The sequence below is a fragment of the Bdellovibrio sp. HAGR004 genome (genome assembly GCF_055397015.1).
Map to the genome: position 1 here is coordinate 2,165,745 of NZ_AP029176.1, position 17,010 is coordinate 2,182,754.

13 protein-coding genes and 1 tRNA gene are annotated in these 17,010 nt (G+C 50.2%); 6 read left to right on the top strand and 8 right to left on the bottom strand.

Annotated elements, in window-relative coordinates:
- The first annotated feature begins 33 nt into the window (after positions 1–33).
- Positions 34–1,152 (top strand): DegT/DnrJ/EryC1/StrS family aminotransferase, encoded by a 1,119-nt coding sequence (locus ACZ5ZV_RS10940; protein ID WP_464117054.1) that lies wholly within the window; start codon positions 34–36, stop codon positions 1,150–1,152.
- Here ACZ5ZV_RS10940 and ligD read toward each other — a convergent pair.
- Together ligD and ku are read right to left on the bottom strand one after the other, a co-directional pair.
- On the bottom strand, positions 1,136–3,451 hold the full coding sequence (gene ligD, locus ACZ5ZV_RS10945) for a DNA ligase D (protein WP_464117055.1): 2,316 nt from the start codon (positions 3,449–3,451) through the stop codon (positions 1,136–1,138). The two genes, ACZ5ZV_RS10940 and ligD, sit on opposite strands and share 17 nt — an antisense overlap.
- Positions 3,452–3,453: 2 nt before the next feature.
- On the bottom strand, positions 3,454–4,281 hold the full coding sequence (ku, locus tag ACZ5ZV_RS10950) for a non-homologous end joining protein Ku (RefSeq protein ID WP_464117056.1): 828 nt from the start codon (positions 4,279–4,281) through the stop codon (positions 3,454–3,456).
- Between the two features lie 184 nt (positions 4,282–4,465).
- Between ku and kdsA the strand changes: the two genes are divergently transcribed.
- Positions 4,466–5,320, top strand: coding sequence for a 3-deoxy-8-phosphooctulonate synthase (kdsA, locus tag ACZ5ZV_RS10955; RefSeq protein ID WP_464117057.1), 855 nt, complete (start codon positions 4,466–4,468; stop codon positions 5,318–5,320).
- A 66-nt stretch (positions 5,321–5,386) separates the two neighbouring features.
- Here kdsA and ACZ5ZV_RS10960 read toward each other — a convergent pair whose 3' ends face one another.
- The 4 genes from ACZ5ZV_RS10960 to ACZ5ZV_RS10975 all read right to left on the bottom strand — a co-directional run bounded on the left by ACZ5ZV_RS10960 (position 5,387) and on the right by ACZ5ZV_RS10975 (position 11,973).
- Positions 5,387–6,271 (bottom strand): trypsin-like serine peptidase, encoded by an 885-nt coding sequence (locus ACZ5ZV_RS10960; RefSeq protein ID WP_464117058.1) that lies wholly within the window; start codon positions 6,269–6,271, stop codon positions 5,387–5,389.
- Positions 6,272–6,375: 104 nt separating this feature from the next.
- Positions 6,376–7,125 (bottom strand): tRNA (N6-threonylcarbamoyladenosine(37)-N6)-methyltransferase TrmO, encoded by a 750-nt coding sequence (gene tsaA, locus ACZ5ZV_RS10965; protein WP_464117059.1) that lies wholly within the window; start codon positions 7,123–7,125, stop codon positions 6,376–6,378.
- Positions 7,122–10,298, bottom strand: coding sequence for an isoleucine--tRNA ligase (gene ileS / locus ACZ5ZV_RS10970; RefSeq protein ID WP_464117060.1), 3,177 nt, complete (start codon positions 10,296–10,298; stop codon positions 7,122–7,124). Before ileS ends, tsaA begins: the two co-directional genes overlap by 4 nt.
- A gap of 124 nt (positions 10,299–10,422) precedes the next feature.
- Complete coding sequence (locus ACZ5ZV_RS10975) at positions 10,423–11,973, bottom strand: methyl-accepting chemotaxis protein (RefSeq protein ID WP_464117061.1); 1,551 nt, start codon at positions 11,971–11,973, stop codon at positions 10,423–10,425.
- 201 nt (positions 11,974–12,174) lie between these two features.
- On the opposite strand from ACZ5ZV_RS10975, the gene ACZ5ZV_RS10980 reads away from it, so the two are divergent.
- Both ACZ5ZV_RS10980 and ACZ5ZV_RS10985 read left to right on the top strand, forming a co-directional pair.
- The gene (locus tag ACZ5ZV_RS10980; RefSeq protein WP_464117062.1) at positions 12,175–12,897 is read left to right on the top strand and encodes a hypothetical protein; all 723 of its coding nucleotides are present in this window, start codon (positions 12,175–12,177) and stop codon (positions 12,895–12,897) included.
- 113 nt (positions 12,898–13,010) lie between these two features.
- Positions 13,011–13,487, top strand: coding sequence for a VOC family protein (locus ACZ5ZV_RS10985; RefSeq protein ID WP_464117063.1), 477 nt, complete (start codon positions 13,011–13,013; stop codon positions 13,485–13,487).
- 284 nt (positions 13,488–13,771) lie between these two features.
- Here the strand turns inward: ACZ5ZV_RS10985 and ACZ5ZV_RS10990 are convergent, their stop codons facing one another.
- Together ACZ5ZV_RS10990 and ACZ5ZV_RS10995 are read right to left on the bottom strand one after the other, a co-directional pair.
- Entirely contained in the window at positions 13,772–13,951 is a 180-nt protein-coding gene (locus ACZ5ZV_RS10990) for an integrase core domain-containing protein (protein ID WP_464121412.1), read from the bottom strand.
- Between the two features lie 66 nt (positions 13,952–14,017).
- A tRNA-Leu gene (locus ACZ5ZV_RS10995) sits at positions 14,018–14,100 on the bottom strand.
- Between the two features lie 562 nt (positions 14,101–14,662).
- Between ACZ5ZV_RS10995 and ACZ5ZV_RS11000 the strand changes: the two genes are divergently transcribed.
- Positions 14,663–15,796 (top strand): carboxylate-amine ligase, encoded by a 1,134-nt coding sequence (locus ACZ5ZV_RS11000; protein WP_464117064.1) that lies wholly within the window; start codon positions 14,663–14,665, stop codon positions 15,794–15,796.
- A gap of 29 nt (positions 15,797–15,825) precedes the next feature.
- Positions 15,826–17,010, top strand: coding sequence for a hypothetical protein (locus tag ACZ5ZV_RS11005; protein ID WP_464117065.1), 1,185 nt, complete (start codon positions 15,826–15,828; stop codon positions 17,008–17,010).

A 17,010-nucleotide genomic window follows, 5' to 3' on the forward strand; every position in this document is an offset into this window, starting at 1 on the left:
CATCGACTAAACACTTTCTTCGAGAGAGATATTATGAGCATCCAACAAGTTCCATTTATCACACTAAATCGTTTTGAACCTGGCTTCCGCGACGAATTCCTGAACGGCGTTGCAAATCTTTTCGACAAAACACAATTCGTCGGTGGCCCGATCGTGGCTGAGATGGAAGCCAATCTTGCCAAGTACACAAAATCCAAACACGCTATCGGCTGTGCTAACGGAACCGATGCCATCCAGATCGCTTTGCGCGCGGTGGGCGTGAACAAAAACGACAAGGTTCTTGTTCCCGACATGACTTTCTGGGCGACCTTTGAAGCCGTTGTAAACGTGGGCGCAAACCCTGTGACAGTGGACGTAAATCGCGAAACCTGCCACTGGGATCTGGCCACCTTCAAACAAGCCGTTGACCAATTCAAACCCAAAGCAGCGGTGATGGTTCACCTGTACGGCTGGGCTTCTGCAGACACTTTGGAAATCCGTAAATTCGCCAAGGAAGCCGGCGTACTTTTGATTGAAGACGGCGCACAATGCTTTGGCACTGAAATCGACGGCCAATCTATTCTGGGCACTGCTTTGATTTCTACGACCAGTTTCTATCCGGCAAAAGTACTGGGCGCTTCGGGTGATGCGGGTGCCATCTTCACTTCCAACGATGAATACGCCAAAAACTGCCGCACTCTGATCAACCATGGCAGAACGGATCACTACTCTCACGGAATGATCGGCTGGAATTCTCGCATTGGTGCTTACGAATCCCTGTTCCTGAACATGTCCTTGAAACACATTGATGCCCGTATTCAAAGCCGCATGAATGCAGTTAAGTTCTACGAAGAGTCCCTGCAAGGTCTTCCCTTGAAGCCCGTGCGCGCAAAAGCCAACATCAAAGAAAATGGTTACTGTGCCGTGGCGATGATTGAGCCTTCCTTGCGTGGGTCTTTGATTGAGTCCTTGAAAAAAGCCAATGTGGGCTTTGGCACCATCTATCCGGGCGCCATGAGCCACCAGTCCGGTTCTGCAGGCCATCTGGCTGGCAAAATCGACAACGGCAATGCTCACCACATTTCCCAGGCTGTGTTGAACCTTCCTTGCTTTGCTTACATCACTCAAGAAGAACTTCAATACGTTTGCGACACGGTTAAGAAGCACTTCTAAACTTCTTAATTGGCAGGATCGGGACCCGGGAAAAATAATTCTTCCAAGGGTCCCTGCCGGTCTTCAAAAGCTGCAACGCCCTGGTCAGACTGACCGCATCCCCGGCTTTATACTTCGCCAACTGCCTCCAGTTCACCGGCCAGGCCACAGAGCTTTTTTCTCGAGCCCGCAACGAATACGGCAGAACACTGGTGGATCCGCGGGAGTTGCGAAAGTAATCTATAAAAATCTTTCCCTGACGCACCTTCTTGGTCATCTTGCTGACTAGTTTTTCCGGAAGACGACGTTCCCACAACAACACCAGTTCTCGGGTGAAATTTTTGACTTCGTCCCAGCCGGGGCCTGACTGAAACGGAACATGAATATGCAACCCTTTGCCTCCGCTGAGTTTGACAAAACTGCGCAGCCCCAAAGTTCGCAAATCCTTTCGTATCATCAAGGCGGTGGCGACCACATCTCTCCAAGGAACTCCCTCGCCAGGATCCAGATCCAACACAAACTGATCCGGCCGGGCCGGAGACTCTGCACGACAGTTACGGGCATGAATTTCATACGCTCCCATCTGCACCAGCTCCAACAACCCTCGCACATCGGTGACATACAAGGCCGAGTCCTTTTCCAAAACAGCCACCGCTTCAGCGCCCGACTTCAGATGTTTTTGAAAGAAGCACTTTCCCTCAGCACCGTCGGGACACCGAAGCACCGCCAGCAGACGGTTATCAATATAAGGATGCAGACGTTCAGCCATTGCAATGTAGTATTCCGCCACCTGAAGTTTGGTTATTCCTTCGACAGGATAAAGTATCTTATCCGGATTCGTCAGAAGCAGGGAGTCTGATGTCACCTCCGGAGCAGGCTTGTCCTTTCTTAAATCCACAAAGACCGGAGCCCGCAGATGCAATCCGTGAGTCCAGTTGGCAAAGCTCACTTCAGCCAGCAGTTGAGGTCGAACCCATATCGCGTCTTTTCGGGGCGGATCTCCGGATTGAAAGGGATTGTTTCGGGTCTTGATTCTTTTCAACTGGCGCAAGAGCGAGGTCATTTTATTCTGATCAAAACCTGTTCCCACCTTGCCCACAAACCGCAGTTGGCCTTTCTCGTAAGCCCCCAGAAGCAACGAACCAAACTCAGATCGACTGCCACGCCCCAGGGTATAGCCGCCAATCACAAACTCCTGACGATTTAAAAACTTACTTTTCACCCACTCGCCCTTGCGTCCGGAAATGTAAGTGCTTTCCAGTTTTTTGGAAACCACCCCCTCGATGCCCTGTCTTTGCAACTGGGACCAACGCCTGGAACCGACATCCTTAAGCTCCGGACTCAAACGCAACAGTCCCCGGTGTCCTTTTAAAATTTGCCGCAGTTTTTGCCGGCGCTCCTTCAGAGGATGCTCGCGCAGGTCTTCTCCGTTGAGCATCAAAAGATCAAAGAGCATGTAAGTCAGCTTCTGCGATGGATTCGATTCAAAATAATTCTGCAGACTTTGAAAATGACTGCGCCCTTTTTTATCCAGCACAACCACTTCGCCATCAAACACCGCGGACCGCACACTGACGCGGGAAAGCTCCCGAAGCAACGACGGCATCTTACCAGCCCAATCGTTCCCGGCCCGGGTGAACAGATGAACACTGCGCCCATCAAGATGCGCCTGAATACGGTATCCATCCCATTTTATCTCATGCAGCCACTGAGAACCTTGCGGCGGCCGGTCCACCAGCAGGGCCAACATGGGTTTCACGAAGCCGAGCTTCCTGGCTCGGCGCCGGGGATGCGCAGAGGCCTTGTCACCTGTCACCGAAGCCTCATCTCCAGGTTTGGCAAAGGGGTCTTCGCGTTTGACCAAAAGCCACTGCGGGCTTTTACCTTTCAAGTTTGTGCGAATCAAATCCCACGCCCCCTTCAGGCGATGCCCTTTGAGTTCAAACTCCAGATGCCCCTTTTTTAGCCCCTCCGCCGGAGAGGATTTTGGAATCCAGATTCCGGTATCCCAAATATAAACCTCTCCTGCGCCGTATTCTCCTTCAGGGATTTTCCCCTCAAAGCTTCCGTATTCCAGAGGATGATCTTCAACTTCCACCGCCAGTCTTTTCAGATGCGGATCCAAGGAAGGCCCCCTGGGAATAGCCCAGCTTTTCAAAACCCCGCCCCATTCCAGGCGAAAATCATAGTGCAAATGCGAGGCATGATGTTCCTGAACCACAAACATCAACGGGGACAACGTTTGAGTGGGACGCTTTTTCCCCTTTGGTTCGGACGTTTTTCTTAGGTCGCGTTTCTGGTGGTAAGTACGAAGTGACATGACTAAGCCCGCAATCGAGGTTTACGTCGGACCTTTTTGCTTGCCTGCAGACTCTTCTGCAGAAGCGGCATCAGATCAATAACATTGTCCGTGGTTTGAATTTTCTCAACCTTGCCTTCGACCACCTTGTGACCTTTGCCTCCGCGCACTTTGCGTTGAATTGTTTTCATCACATCCTGATAATACGTGTCGCGATACTGATCAGGATTCCACTTCGACGTCATGCCATCGACCAGATCCTCGGCCATCTTCAGCTCCTTTGGACTGTAAGAGCGCTTCTTCATGCTGGCGTTCAAAAAATGCACTTGTTTTTCGCTTTTTACTTCATGAGAAAATCGCAAAAGTTCCAGCACCAGATAGGGCCCCCGGGCCATGATCAGAGCCAGATGTTGTTTGATTCGGATCACCAGCTTGGCAACAGCCACTTTCTTGGTTTCCTGCAAGGCATCCCGCAACAGGAAATAGCCTTTTTCCGCGCCCTTTTGTGGCGCCAGGTAGTAGGGTCGATCAAAGAAAATGGGATCAACCTCTTCAAGCAGCACGAAGTCCTCAATATCAATAGTCTGGGTGGCCTTGATATTGGCTTTCTTCAGTTCTGCCTCGGTCAGAATCACATAGCGGCCGGATTGATACTCGTACCCCTTCACGATACGATCGCTGGGTACTTCCTGCCCGGTCTTGGCACTGACCTTCATGTACTTAATACGCGACATGTCTTTCTTGTCGAGCAAAGAAAAGTGAACCTCTTTTTCGCTCTGCGCGCTTTGCAAGGTGACGGGAATATTCAAAAGACCAAAACTGATGGAACCCTTCCAAATACTCGCGGCCATGTCTGCCTCCTTCAACTAGGAAAAACCATCCCAGGCCCCTTGAAAAGACCGCTGTGCCTGTTTTTGCCAATAAGCTCTTGTCCCTCACAAAAGCCCAGTGGCGCTGCACAGGAACGCCCACAAAATTCCATGTCAAATTGCGCAGAACGGTGCTATTCTCTTTGGCATTGAAACGGATGGTCCTATGCAAAACAAAACAGTCAAAATCGGAAATATTGAGATCGCCAACGACAAACCTTTCGTGCTTTTTGCCGGACTGAATGTTCTGGAGTCCCGCGATCTGGCCATGCAGGTCTGTGAACACTTCGTCAAAGTGACAGACAAACTGAAAATCCCCTACGTCTTTAAATCCTCTTTCGACAAAGCCAATCGTTCCTCCATCCACTCCTATCGCGGTCCGGGCATGGAAGAAGGTCTTAAGATTTTTGCTGAACTGAAGAAAACCTTTGGCGTGAAAATTATCACCGACGTTCACGAAATCTATCAGGCCAAACCTGTAGCGGAAGTGGTCGATGTGATCCAGCTTCCTGCATTCCTGGCACGCCAGACAGATCTGGTTGAGGCCATGGCTCGCACCGGCTCTGTGATCAACGTCAAAAAGCCACAATTCCTGAGCCCCGGTCAAATGGGTAACATCGTCGAAAAGATCCAGGAATGCGGTAACGACCAAGTGATTCTTTGCGATCGCGGCACCAACTTTGGTTATGACAATCTGGTTGTGGACATGCTGGGCTTTAACATCATGAAAAAGGTTTCCAAAGGAAGTCCGGTGATTCTGGATGCGACCCATGCTTTGCAATGCCGTGATCCATTTGGAGCAGCTTCCGGCGGTCGTCGTGGCCAAGTGGCAGAACTGTCCCGTGCGGGTCTGGCCGTCGGCCTGGCGGGCCTATTTATTGAAAGCCATCCTGAACCGGATAAAGCCAAGTGTGATGGACCTTCCGCCCTTCCCCTTGCGAAAGTGGAGCCATTCCTGCAACAGATGAAGGCCCTGGATGATCTGGTGAAATCCTTCCCGGAACTGAACACTGAGTCTTAAACAAAAAGCCCCGTTCTTAAACGGGGCTTTTTTTTAAAGAAAATCCTGTGCCCGCGCCGTGGCTTTTTAATGACCTTTAGCTCTTTGTAAAGCCCGGATAACGAAAGAAATATCCGTCACATCCTCACCCCGGCAATCCTCATCCTGACAACGATAGCTCATGTTGCAGGATCTTTCGCTGTCATAGTCAAAATCCATCTCTCCACGAACCAGAATGCCGACCACCTCATTCGTGCGCGCATTAAACACGGCTGATCCGGAATTGCCTCCATAGGTATCCAGATTCGCTGTGAAATAGCCCTGAGACACCGAACGCACATGCGCTCCGGCCGCCACCTTCGTCGGCAGTCCCGCGGGGTGGCCGATCACAAACAACTCATCTCCGGGTTGAACTCCCCCCCGCTGCAGGCGCACGGGAGTGCGGTTTGGCACAGAGCGATCCAGACGGATCAAGGCGTAATCCTGCTTGGAGGAATACTCTCGGTACACCACCTCTTTACAGTCATAGACATCGTCGTATCTGGAAGTTAAAGGGGCTGTTTCTGCATCTGCCATTCGATATCCAAACACAAAAGAATACGTCTTGCAGTCTGCGGTGCTTTTCACGCAGTGCCCGGCCGTGGCAATCAGATCTGCCCCCACCAAAGAACCCGAGCAGTTCGCCGATGTGGGCTGTTCATAAAATGCCTCGTTTGAGCAAAGCTCTCGTTCCCAACCGTACTTGGTGGGTTTATGAGTGAAGCCGTCTTTACGATTGTCGTACAAAACTTTTTTAGGAATCAAAGCCACCGTGGAATCGGCCAGCTGACGGATATCCTCACGTTGCACCTGATAGACATCCACACGGTTGTCATCACCATAGATCACCTTAGGAGTGACTGAAACAAATCCCACTGACAACGTGGCAGCAAAAGCGACTGACAAAGCCGCTACGAATGAATTCCTTTTCATTACGCACCCTCTGGCTTCCTTCATGGAAACTTCTTACTTCATTTTGCCGGGAAAGATTTTTGATTTCAAACACCTTGCCAGAAAAGTCCAGGGCAAGGATATGACTATGCCATATCCAGAATATCGTAAATCACAAATCCGGCGGAGGTGATTTCGTACTTCACATCGTTGCCAAGAATATCGATTCCGTAGCGCAAACCCCAGGATTTCCCCTCAGAAGGAGGCGATTGTCGCTTCTGAAAAGCCGGGCGCGGATCAAGCTCCATCACCTCAACAATCAAAGCCTTCAGGTTCTTTTCACCGCGAGGATCACGCTGCTGAATTTCTGTTTCGGCTTTTTCTGAAAACAGGACCGGGTATCTTGGAATCGGTTCTGACGCCCACCCCGCACCGGCTTCAGGAACAGAGTCCGCATAAGCGATGTAGGGTTTGATATCCAATACAGGTGTGCCATCAATCAGATCAACACCCGCAACGAAAATCTCAGGCCCACCGACAGCCTCCAAATCAATCTTTTCAATAGCCACCACAGATAAGCCGATGGGGTTCGGACGATGCGGAGAACGTGACGCCAGCACGCCGACCTTGCGATTGCCCCCAAGACGTGGTGGACGAATGCTGGGTTTCCAGCTTTTGCCACCATGATCATGAAAGACAAAAACGATCCAAAGATGAGTGAACTCTTCAAGACTGCGAAGAGACGTTTTAAGATCCGGATCAGGATGAATTTTAATCACCCCTTTGGCTGCGGATGCCAAACCCGGCTGACGAGGAACACCAAATCTGTCCTTAAACGGCGTCCTCACCTGCCCGATGGCAGAAAACTCAAATACGTCTCCCCACTTGGTCATCATGAACGCGGAAGATTCGTCACACCGATCTTAATCACCTGACCATCGATGTCTGATGTTTCAGTGTGCTTACCGGTCGGCTCTGCTGCCAGATTGATGATATTGAGGTTCTTCGTCAAAGTTTCTGACGTGATCATGTCCTTATGAGCTTGCAAAGCCTCTAATAGCGCCCCTTCGCAGGCGATATCCAAAGTGATCTTGTCATCCATCTGGAAGTCCGCTGTCTTACGAGCCACCTGGATCTTACGCATAATCTCGCGAGCCAGACCTTCACGCTCTTGCTCTGCTGTCACGGTCGGGTCCACTTCGATGGAAACAATCTGATGCACGGATAGATTCGCATTATCACCCTTTGGTGCACGACGGATTTCCACATCAGAAAGTTGAATTTCTTCACCTTCCACGATCACTGTTTCGCCTTTTTCAAGCTTCAACAGGCTTTCCAGGGATAACTTTTGAATGCCAGCCCCTACAGCCTTCATCTTAGGCCCCAGACGCTTACCCAAAACCGGGAAGTTGGCCTTGGCAGTCACCTGCACGAACTGGTCCTCATTGGCATTATAGACAACCTTACGGAAATTCAGCTCGTCCACAAAGAACGGTTCAAATTTCTTCAGCGTCTCCAGAAGTTCAGCACTTCTGTGAATGATTTTGATTTCATTCAAAGGAATTTTGGCCTTCACACCGATTTTTTCACGATGATTACGACCCAGGGTCACCAACGTGTCCATGGCCTTCACGGCTTCTTCAAGCTCCGGACGAAGCATGGATAGATCCGCCTCGGGGAAGCTTTCCAAGTGAACCGAGTCCTTCTTATTGGGAAGAACCTGAGCCAGATTTTTGTAAGTCACTTCAGACATGAACGGAGCAAACGGCGCCATCAAACGGGACAACGTCGTCAGAACCTCATGCAAAGTCTCATACGCATAACGTTTTGTTTCCGGCATACCTTCTTGCCAGAACAAGCTGCGGTTGAAGCGGATGTAGGTGTTGGTCAGATCCTCAATGAACTGAAGCAGGTGCGGAACCACGTTGTACAGACGATAAGCGTCCATCTCTTTATGAGTGTTGGCAATCAGTCCATTTAAGCGTGAAAGAACCCACTGATCCAGAATGTTCGGAGATTTTTTAGCATCCCCTTTTGGAACAAAGCCGTCGATATTGGCATAGTTCGCAAAGAAGGAATAAGAATTCCACCATCTCAGCAGAATCTTACGAACGATGTCGTACACGCCTTTTTCAGAGAACTTCAACTCCTGCGCTTTCACCACTGGCGAGTCAATTAGGTACAAACGCAAAGCATCCGCACCGTGCTGATTCAAGACCTCCATGGGGTCTGGATAGTTCTTCAAGGACTTGGACATCTTGCGACCGTCTTCGGCCAATACCAAACCATTCACCACTACATTTTTGAATGGTGCTTGATTAAACAGCGCTGTTCCGATGATGGACAATGTGTAGAACCAGCCACGTGTCTGATCCAGACCTTCCGCGATGAAGTCCGCAGGGAAGGCTTTTTTAAAGTCTTCCACGCAGGTCTCTGGATAACCCCACTGCGCATACGGCATAGAGCCCGACTCAAACCAGCAGTCCAAAACACCATCCACACGCTTGAGTGGCGACTTGCCCGTTGGCGATGGAATCGTGATTTGATCCACAAATTCGATGTGCAAATCATCAATCTTCTGACCGGAGAGCTTTTCTAGCTCGGCACGGGAACCCACACAGATCACTTCACCCTCTGGGTTTCTCCAGATCGGAAGTGGTGTCCCCCAGAAACGGTTGCGCGAGATCGCCCAGTCACGAGCACCTTCCAGCCAGTTGCCAAAGCGTCCATCGCGAAGATGGTCCGGAACCCACGTGGTTTGTTTGTTGTTCGCGATCAACTCTTCTTTGATTTTCTCAACTGCCACGAACCAGGAAGACACCGCACGATAGATCAGCGGCGTGTCGGAGCGATAACAGAACGGATAACTATGCTGAATCGTGTCCTGCTTGAACAGGCTGCCACGTTTCTTCAGATCCGCAATGATGTCCTTGTCGGCCTCTTTCACACGCTTGCCAGCGTAATCCGGAACTTCTGATGTGAACATGCCGTCGTCATCAACAGGGTTCACCATCGGTATACCGGCTTTAGCACAAGCATAGTAATCCTCTTCCCCGAAAGCCGGCGCCATGTGCACCACACCCGTACCACTTTCAGTGGTCACGTGTTCAGAAGAGATAATGCGGAACGCACCCTTATCGGCGCGATCCCCGAAGTACGGGAACAAGGGCTCGTACGTCAGACCTACAAGTTCCTTGCCCTTCATCATTTGCAGAACTTCAACTTCTTCGTCGGCTTTTTTAAAGACTGAAGACAGTAAAGCCTGTGCCAGAATCAGTTTGCGGCCCGTGGATTTTTCCAGAACCTTGACGTAGTCAATATCCAGTCCCACAGCCAAAGCCAGATTTGATGGCAATGTCCAAGGGGTGGTCGTCCAGGCCATCACTGCAGTGTCGGGCTGATTTACCAGCTTGAACATCACCGTGATCGCTGGGTCCTGCACCATTTTGTAGTTTTGATTAGCTTCAAAGTTAGAAAGGGATGTCGAGATTCCTACAGAATAAGGAACGACTTTGTAGCCTTCATAGATCAGACCCTTGTTGAAGAGCTGCTGGAACACCCACCACACGGACTGCATGAAAGACACGTCCATAGTGAAGTACGGATTCTCCATATCCACCCAGCGACCCACACGACGTACGGTGGTTTTCCATTCATTGGAATAACGCTTTACAATCGAACGGCAAGCGTCGTTGTAATTGGCCACGCCCATTTTCAGAACGTCTTTGCGGCTTTCGATTTTATGAGTCTTGTTGATTTCGTATTCTACAGGAAGACCGTGACAATCCCAACCGAAACGACGCGGAACTGTGTAGCCCTTCATTGTCCAGTAACGAGGAACAACGTCTTTCAAAACACCCGCCAGCAAGTGACCGTAGTGCGGAAGACCCGTCGCAAAAGGAGGACCATCATAGAAGCTGTAGGTTTTTTTACCCTGTGGATCCAAAGAGCGCGCAAAAATCTTTTCCTGATCCCAGAAATCCAAAATGGATTCTTCCTGCTTGGCAAGCTGGACATCAGGTTTTACGGCGGAATAAGGAGCGGTGCGGGTGTTGTTTGCATTTGTCATAGGTCCTTAATAACTATCAGTTTTTTAAGGAACTTGCACGCCTAGATGCCCCTTTTTCCAGACTGCCCGGTGAGTTGCAGCATTGCGTCACCGGACCCATGCAGGCACTGAGGGGTTTAAAACCCTAAAACCCCGTTGCGGAACCCACCTTGCGCTGAGACTTGCCATGGCTTTCAAAGGATTTTGGTTTAAATTCCAGCACATTGGAGGATGGGGAAGACGGATTTGAATCCCGACCTTCACCCAAAACCAGAAGATCCAAAGCATTCACATTTTTCAGCAGGACCGTGGACTGAGCCGACAATTCCTCCGCCGTGGCTGCGGCCTCTTCCGAAGCCGCCGCATTTTGCTGAGTCACTCCATCCAGTTGGTTCATGGCATTGCTCATCTGCTCAATGCCATTGGACTGCTCTTCACTGGCTGTGGCAATTTCGCTGTTCAGGTCCGAAACTTTTTTCACCGAGTTCACGATATCCGTCAGCACCGCACCACTGCGATTGGCCTGCTCAGCACTTTTTCCAATACGCTCGACACTGACATCAATCAGCGCGGCAATATTTTTAGCCGACTCGGCACTTCGCTGAGCCAGATTTCTAACCGCCTCAGCCACCACGGCAAATCCTTTACCCTGCTCTCCGGCACGAGCCGCCTCTACCGCCGCATTCAGAGCCAGCAGATTTGTCTGGAAGGCGATGTCATCGATCACGGAAGTAATCTCTGCGATTTTTTTCGAGTCCGCCGAAACACTCTGAATGGAGTCGATCAAAGATTTGATCTCACTTTCACCCTTCACGGCCACATCACGTGTCGAGCTGGCAAGTACAGAAGCCTGTTTTGCATTTTCTGAATTCAGTTTAACTGTAGCGGTCAGCTGCTCAATGGTCGCAACAGACTCCTCCAAGGAACCAGCCTGACTTGCGGCAGATTGAGACAAGGTTGTCGATGTGGTCGCAATCTGAGTTGCTGCATCAGCCACCTGTCTGGCGCCCCCACCCAGCTCTTCAGTGACACGCTGAAGGTCGTGGGAAAGTCTCCGGATATAAATGACGGATACTGAAAGACCCAAAAGAATGCCCACGATAGAAATAATGGCCAAAAGCAGATTGTTAAACTCGGCGGTCTTTCGAGCATCATCCACCCAAAGCTTCTGTTCTTGGCTGAAGAAGTTTCTTAGATTCTGCACATGCCCAAAAAATTCATCTGCAGCTTCGGGGCACTCCTTAAAGAAGATCCCAATCACACGCTGTCGACTTTCAACTGTTCCTGTATCATACAGTCCGAGGATTTCGATTCCTGCTTTCTTAAAGGAAGTCCAGGACACAAGCACCTTGTCAACCAGGGCTTTTTGCTCTGACGGCAGATTCGGTCTGTCTAGTTTCTTAAGTTGTTCATCCACACCGGCGACAGCGTCAAGAACTTGCTTTTTCGCAGCAGCCCCTTGAGTCGGCGTGACGCCTTCGATGCCCAGAGTTCTTAAACCAATGCGCGTTTCTTTAAAGCCCAGAAAAGCCTCATCGACCGCGATCACGTCATCCAAAACACCCCGTGCGACCGCCTCATATTTTTCTTGAGTCTTCTTGCCTCCCCAGTAGGCGCTACTGGCAACAATGATGGCGACAAGAGAAATGCCGATATTCAACAGAAGCAATTTTTTGAACAAACTCCATTTAAACATAACGCCGTTTCCTGTTAAAAAGTCGTTAATGGTGCTATATATCTTATCGAACACTTCTCATATAAATAGAGGGATTACCGGCAAAAACGGGGTTACACTTTTGAAATGCGCCCCACCTAGGTCCCGTGTCTAAAATATAGACGAGCACGACAGGGCCCAATTGTCGGCGAGGATGGAACACTTTTCGCACCAGTAAAACTGATGGCAAAAATAGTGCTTCTCACAATTTTATTTTTCACTGTTGCAGGTTGGGCTAAATCAAGTCCCGTCACCTATGGTGAATTGCGCTCACGTCTGCTGCTCCAGGCGGAAGCCGACCTGTTTCATGTTGAAGCCTATCCCGAGATCACCATGCCCCCCACTGAAAAAAGTGTGGAGCTGAAGTTTACCGAATACTATCAGCCGCCGATCCGCAAGGGTCGCTTCTACCGAATCGGCCATCTCCGAGCACACGAAACCTATGGTTTGAAGGACCATAAAAAAGTGGACACGGTGTATCTGATTAATCTTGTGGAGCTTAATAACAATCTGCAGCCCACAGGAGTTCAATTCAAAGTGGGAGCCAAAGCCGATCCTGAAACTTTGGTCGGAAACTTCAAACAAATACCCGATCAACTCTCCTCCAGCCCCACACTGCAAACAGGACGCGCACGTGTGCGAGACCACATCGTGAATTCGGCCCCTGTTGTGTTAAATGGTCGGTCCGTAGCGGCCTATAACAGATTCGAAGTCATCGACATTCAAAAAGAATACATCCCCTTCACTCTGGCTCACCGCTATACTCTGACCTTGCGTGAGGTGCGCACTAAGAAGCTCTTCACGCTTGCTGCTCCAGGCCTGCGGAAGCTGCCCATTTGGGCTCATCTGGTGGCTCCAGGCAATGAACGTGTCATCAAGTTCCCCGGCGGCGAATTGCACTACTAAACGCAATCTTTCTGTCCTTCTACAGTCAGCAGACATTTGCCGGCTGACTTCCCACCTTTTCTTTTCATAAAATATTCTTCGACGACTCATTCATCCAATCGGAGAAACAAAGTATGGCAGAACTCATTACCTGTATCTGGTTTGACCACGGCGAAGCCGCCAACGCGGCCCACTTCTATGCAAGCACCTTCCCCGACAGCAGCGTTGGACGTATCAACAAAGCCCCCGGCGATTTCCCAGGTGGCAAAGCCGACACGGAGCTCACTGTTGAGTTCACAGTGCTGGGACGAAAATTTGTCGGACTTAATGGCGGGCCTCTTTTTAAACCCAATGAGTCGGTGAGCTTCATGATTGTCACAGAAAATCAGGAGGAGACAGATCGCTATTGGAACGCCATTATCAACAACGGCGGCATGGAAAGCGAATGCGGCTGGTGCAAGGATCGCTGGGGCTTTTCCTGGCAGATCACCCCTAGAATCCTGCTGGAGCTGACCACCAGCTCAGATCCCGCCAAGGCCAAACGGGCGTTTGATGCGATGATGACGATGAAGAAGATTGATATCGCCAAACTCAAAGCCGCCGCGCTTTAAAGACAGCGGCTTTTAAACCCGTTGTCTTTGTCAAAAGTGAACGAGTGACCAAGAGGGATGACGCTTCCGAGACGTTAAACTAAAAGCGGCCCTAACTGAGCCGCTTCGATTGTCTTCGTTTGAAAAACCGGATTCAGTGAACAATGCTAGATGTTTACTTTTTTGTACAAGTAAAGCTTAAAATAACATTAGGGTAAAGCGGCTCTTCACAGTCTTCAGAGCTAAAACGGCTGACCTCTCCCCAAAAAATTGACCTTGGCCCCTTCTTTGGAGCGTTTGAAACCTCACGTTTGAGAAACCTCTCTTAATCTTTCTTCGTACTGTTTGGCAAACATTTCTGGAGTTTTATTTTTCAACGCTGAGTTGGGTCGTTCCGTGTTGTACTCGATTCTCCATGCTTCGATGACTTCCTTGGCGTGATAAATGGATTCAAACCAATTCAGGTTCAGAGCGAATTTTCTAATTGTTGTTAGTTAAGTTCAGCTGGGGCAGCCTGAAGCTGCGGATTTTGGCTCGAATAGCCTAACATTTGGTGCGCGGAGAGGGACTTGAACCCTCACGCTTGCGCATACGCCCCTCAAACGTACGTGTCTACCAATTCCACCATCCGCGCGCACCTATAAGAAAATCTGATAGAGGGAAGAAATAATTAATCATTTCCCTTCCCCAGAGTCAATAAAATGCCCATAGACCCCTTGGCCATACCTAGACCTTTTTGTGCCCACATTTTTAGCAAAATTCTTTAACCTGAAAAGGACCCACCCCTGTCATATCAGTAAGAGCACGGACGCTCTTACTAACGGAACAAGAGGACGCTAGGATGGCACCTCGAAGATCCGCGAGGCCAAGGAAGGCCGCACAAAGTAAAAAGGAGAGAACATGACAGACTTACATGACGTAGCAATGTTCTGCCTCTTCTACTCGGGAGTTGTGATGTACGCTCTCTGGATAACGGTGGCCCGGCGCCCCGCCCGAGTTGAGGCAAGAAAAAGAAATTATTAAAAATTCAAATTTGGGCGACTCAGTGAAGGTTTGGTGGTTCCCTTCACACGAGTCCGGGGGGCCGATGAGGCCCCCCATTTTTTATTTCGTATTTGAGCGCACCAAGTCATGAAAATCCGACATTTTCACCTTTAAAATTTGCCCCCGTGGTCATAACTCCCTATGGTGATTTTATGACTAAGCCTCAACCCATTCCGTTTGGAAAATCAGACTTATTCTCGCTGGGTGTCGAAGTTGAGCTTCAAATTATCCACCCACTGACCCGCAACCTTTTTCCCATCTCTCCGGATATCCTGGAAGAATGGTCGCTACAAAGCCCCCACTTAAAACCTGAAATCTTCCAAAGCATGCTGGAGATCGACACACCCATTTGCAAAAACGTCCAGGAAGTGGAGCAAGAACTTTTACTGACCGGTCGCGAACTGCTGCGCATTTGCAAAAAGCACGGCGCCCGACTGGCCGCCAATGGCACCCACCCGTTCGCAAAATGGCATGATCGTCTTTTTTACCCTTCAGATCGCTATGAATATCTGATTGAGCGCAACCAACACATTGCGCGCCGCCTGATGATTTACGGCCTGCACGTGCATCTGGGAATGAATAATGGGGACCATTGCATCGCCATGATGAATGAGTTCTTGTATTACCTGCCCCACATGCTGGCCATGTCGGCCAGCTCGCCGTTCTGGACAGGTCACGATACAGGACTGGCCTCTTCACGCATCACGGTCTTTGAAGCCCACCCCGCCGGGGGCACCCCCTGCAAAGTTGAAAACTGGGCTGATTTTGAAACCATCGTGCAGAAACTCATCCAGAGTAAATCCATCGGGAGCTTCAAAGATATCTGGTGGGACATCCGCCCAAGCCCCAACTATGGAACACTGGAAATCCGCATCTGTGATGGCGTCCCGGGCATTCGCCAGACCACGCGACTGGTGTCCTTTATCCATTTACTGGCGCGCCACATTCAAAAGCGCCTGGACCAGGGATACAGACGCCAGACACCGGCAGACTGGATGATTCGCGAAAACAAATGGCGCGCGTCCCGTCACGGCATGGACTGTGAAGTTCTGATTGATAACGACGGCATGACCAAAAATCTGCGCGAAGATATCAATGATCTTCTGACCGCGATGAAAGACGATGCGACCGAACTGGGATACACTCAGTACCTGAAAGACCTCGAAAAAGATCTTCAGCATCCCAGCTATGAAATTCAACGCAAGCTCTATGAAAAAACGGGCGCGCTGGAGGACGTGGTTGACTCACTTTGCGACACCTTTGAAAAGGACCTTGCAGTCCTCTGATGGCGTGGGCCTTGCTTTTCTAAAGGGATATGCAGGGCCCGATTGCCAAATCCTTTATACCGCTTATTAAGACCGCACTTGTCATATTTGTGATCAGTGCGATGCCCTTCATCGCCTCTGCAGAAAACTTTGACAGTTGCCTGACTCATTCCCTGACCACCTCGTTCCCACGCATTGCCGAAGGGGAAAAATCGCAATTGTTTGTAAAGTGCACGACAGAAAAAGCCGCCCCACAACCCGGACAAGCCCGGCCCCGCTATAGCAGCGGCGAAATCAAAGCCTTAAGCCAGGCCTTTTCCGCCATCACGGATTGTCTTGAAATCGATCCACAATGGCTGTTCCCGAAGCTGATGATGGAAAGCGGCTTCCATACCTTGATTCAAAATCCCAACGGCGACGCCGGCATCGGACAACTGACTGGCAAAGCCATCGCCGATGTGGACCAGGTTCTGCCGACGTATAAAAACATGATCTATCAAAGCTCCCGTAAATCCTGCCAGTGGCTAAAAACCCGCACCCAGGCACGCAGCCATTTCTGGAGACCTCTGCGCAACGAAAGCAAATGTGCCTTGATGAGCAAGTCCACCAACCCCTTGCGCAACCTGCTGTATGCCGGAATCTTTCACAAGCTGAATGAAAAATACGTCGCCACCGAGTTCGAAAAACGCAACATCCCGGCCCTGCTGAAAGAGTCCGGCTATCCCACGGGCGATCACACCCAGATCAAACGTCTGCTGGTGACCTTGGGATACAACACCGGAGGCGCTGTCGCCGTTAAAAATCTGGAGCAATTTCTGTTCAGCCGCGTGGACTTCATCCGCCGCAAAAGTCAGGAGTTCAACCTGCAATTGCTGGGAAGCCTCAGTCCCGCGGACCGCGCCCAGGCCCTGTCCTATGTATCCGCCAAAGACTTTGATTTCAAAAAAGGACTGAGAGATTTCCAGAATCACAAAAAAAATCTGAAAGAACAACTGCAGCAGCAAAACCGCCAGTTGACGGACAGGGAAGTGGATCTCGCCGTTTCCCGCCTGCTGCGAAATGTCTCGGCCTCACTTTACACTTTCCCTGAATGGTTGCAGGTCTGGCAAAGCCACGGTGGCCCAGGGTATGTCTCCAGCCTGGCACACACCGCAGTCCAACTTGAAAAAAAATTCGGAAGAGCGTGTTCAAATTCTGATAACTATCGAGTCATTCAATCTCACGAAAGGCAATAG

What these genes read in the sequence shown, in the direction of transcription:
- ACZ5ZV_RS10940 (WP_464117054.1), top strand. Translation starts at nt 34, where the DNA reads ATGAGCATCCAACAAGTTCCATTTATCACACTAAATCGTTTTGAACCT.
- ligD (WP_464117055.1), bottom strand. Translation starts at nt 3,451, where the DNA reads ATGTCACTTCGTACTTACCACCAGAAACGCGACCTAAGAAAAACGTCC.
- ku (WP_464117056.1), bottom strand. Translation starts at nt 4,281, where the DNA reads ATGGCCGCGAGTATTTGGAAGGGTTCCATCAGTTTTGGTCTTTTGAAT.
- kdsA (WP_464117057.1), top strand. Translation starts at nt 4,466, where the DNA reads ATGCAAAACAAAACAGTCAAAATCGGAAATATTGAGATCGCCAACGAC.
- ACZ5ZV_RS10960 (WP_464117058.1), bottom strand. Translation starts at nt 6,271, where the DNA reads ATGAAAAGGAATTCATTCGTAGCGGCTTTGTCAGTCGCTTTTGCTGCC.
- tsaA (WP_464117059.1), bottom strand. Translation starts at nt 7,125, where the DNA reads ATGATGACCAAGTGGGGAGACGTATTTGAGTTTTCTGCCATCGGGCAG.
- ileS (WP_464117060.1), bottom strand. Translation starts at nt 10,298, where the DNA reads ATGACAAATGCAAACAACACCCGCACCGCTCCTTATTCCGCCGTAAAA.
- ACZ5ZV_RS10975 (WP_464117061.1), bottom strand. Translation starts at nt 11,973, where the DNA reads ATGTTTAAATGGAGTTTGTTCAAAAAATTGCTTCTGTTGAATATCGGC.
- ACZ5ZV_RS10980 (WP_464117062.1), top strand. Translation starts at nt 12,175, where the DNA reads ATGGCAAAAATAGTGCTTCTCACAATTTTATTTTTCACTGTTGCAGGT.
- ACZ5ZV_RS10985 (WP_464117063.1), top strand. Translation starts at nt 13,011, where the DNA reads ATGGCAGAACTCATTACCTGTATCTGGTTTGACCACGGCGAAGCCGCC.
- ACZ5ZV_RS11000 (WP_464117064.1), top strand. Translation starts at nt 14,663, where the DNA reads ATGACTAAGCCTCAACCCATTCCGTTTGGAAAATCAGACTTATTCTCG.
- ACZ5ZV_RS11005 (WP_464117065.1), top strand. Translation starts at nt 15,826, where the DNA reads ATGCAGGGCCCGATTGCCAAATCCTTTATACCGCTTATTAAGACCGCA.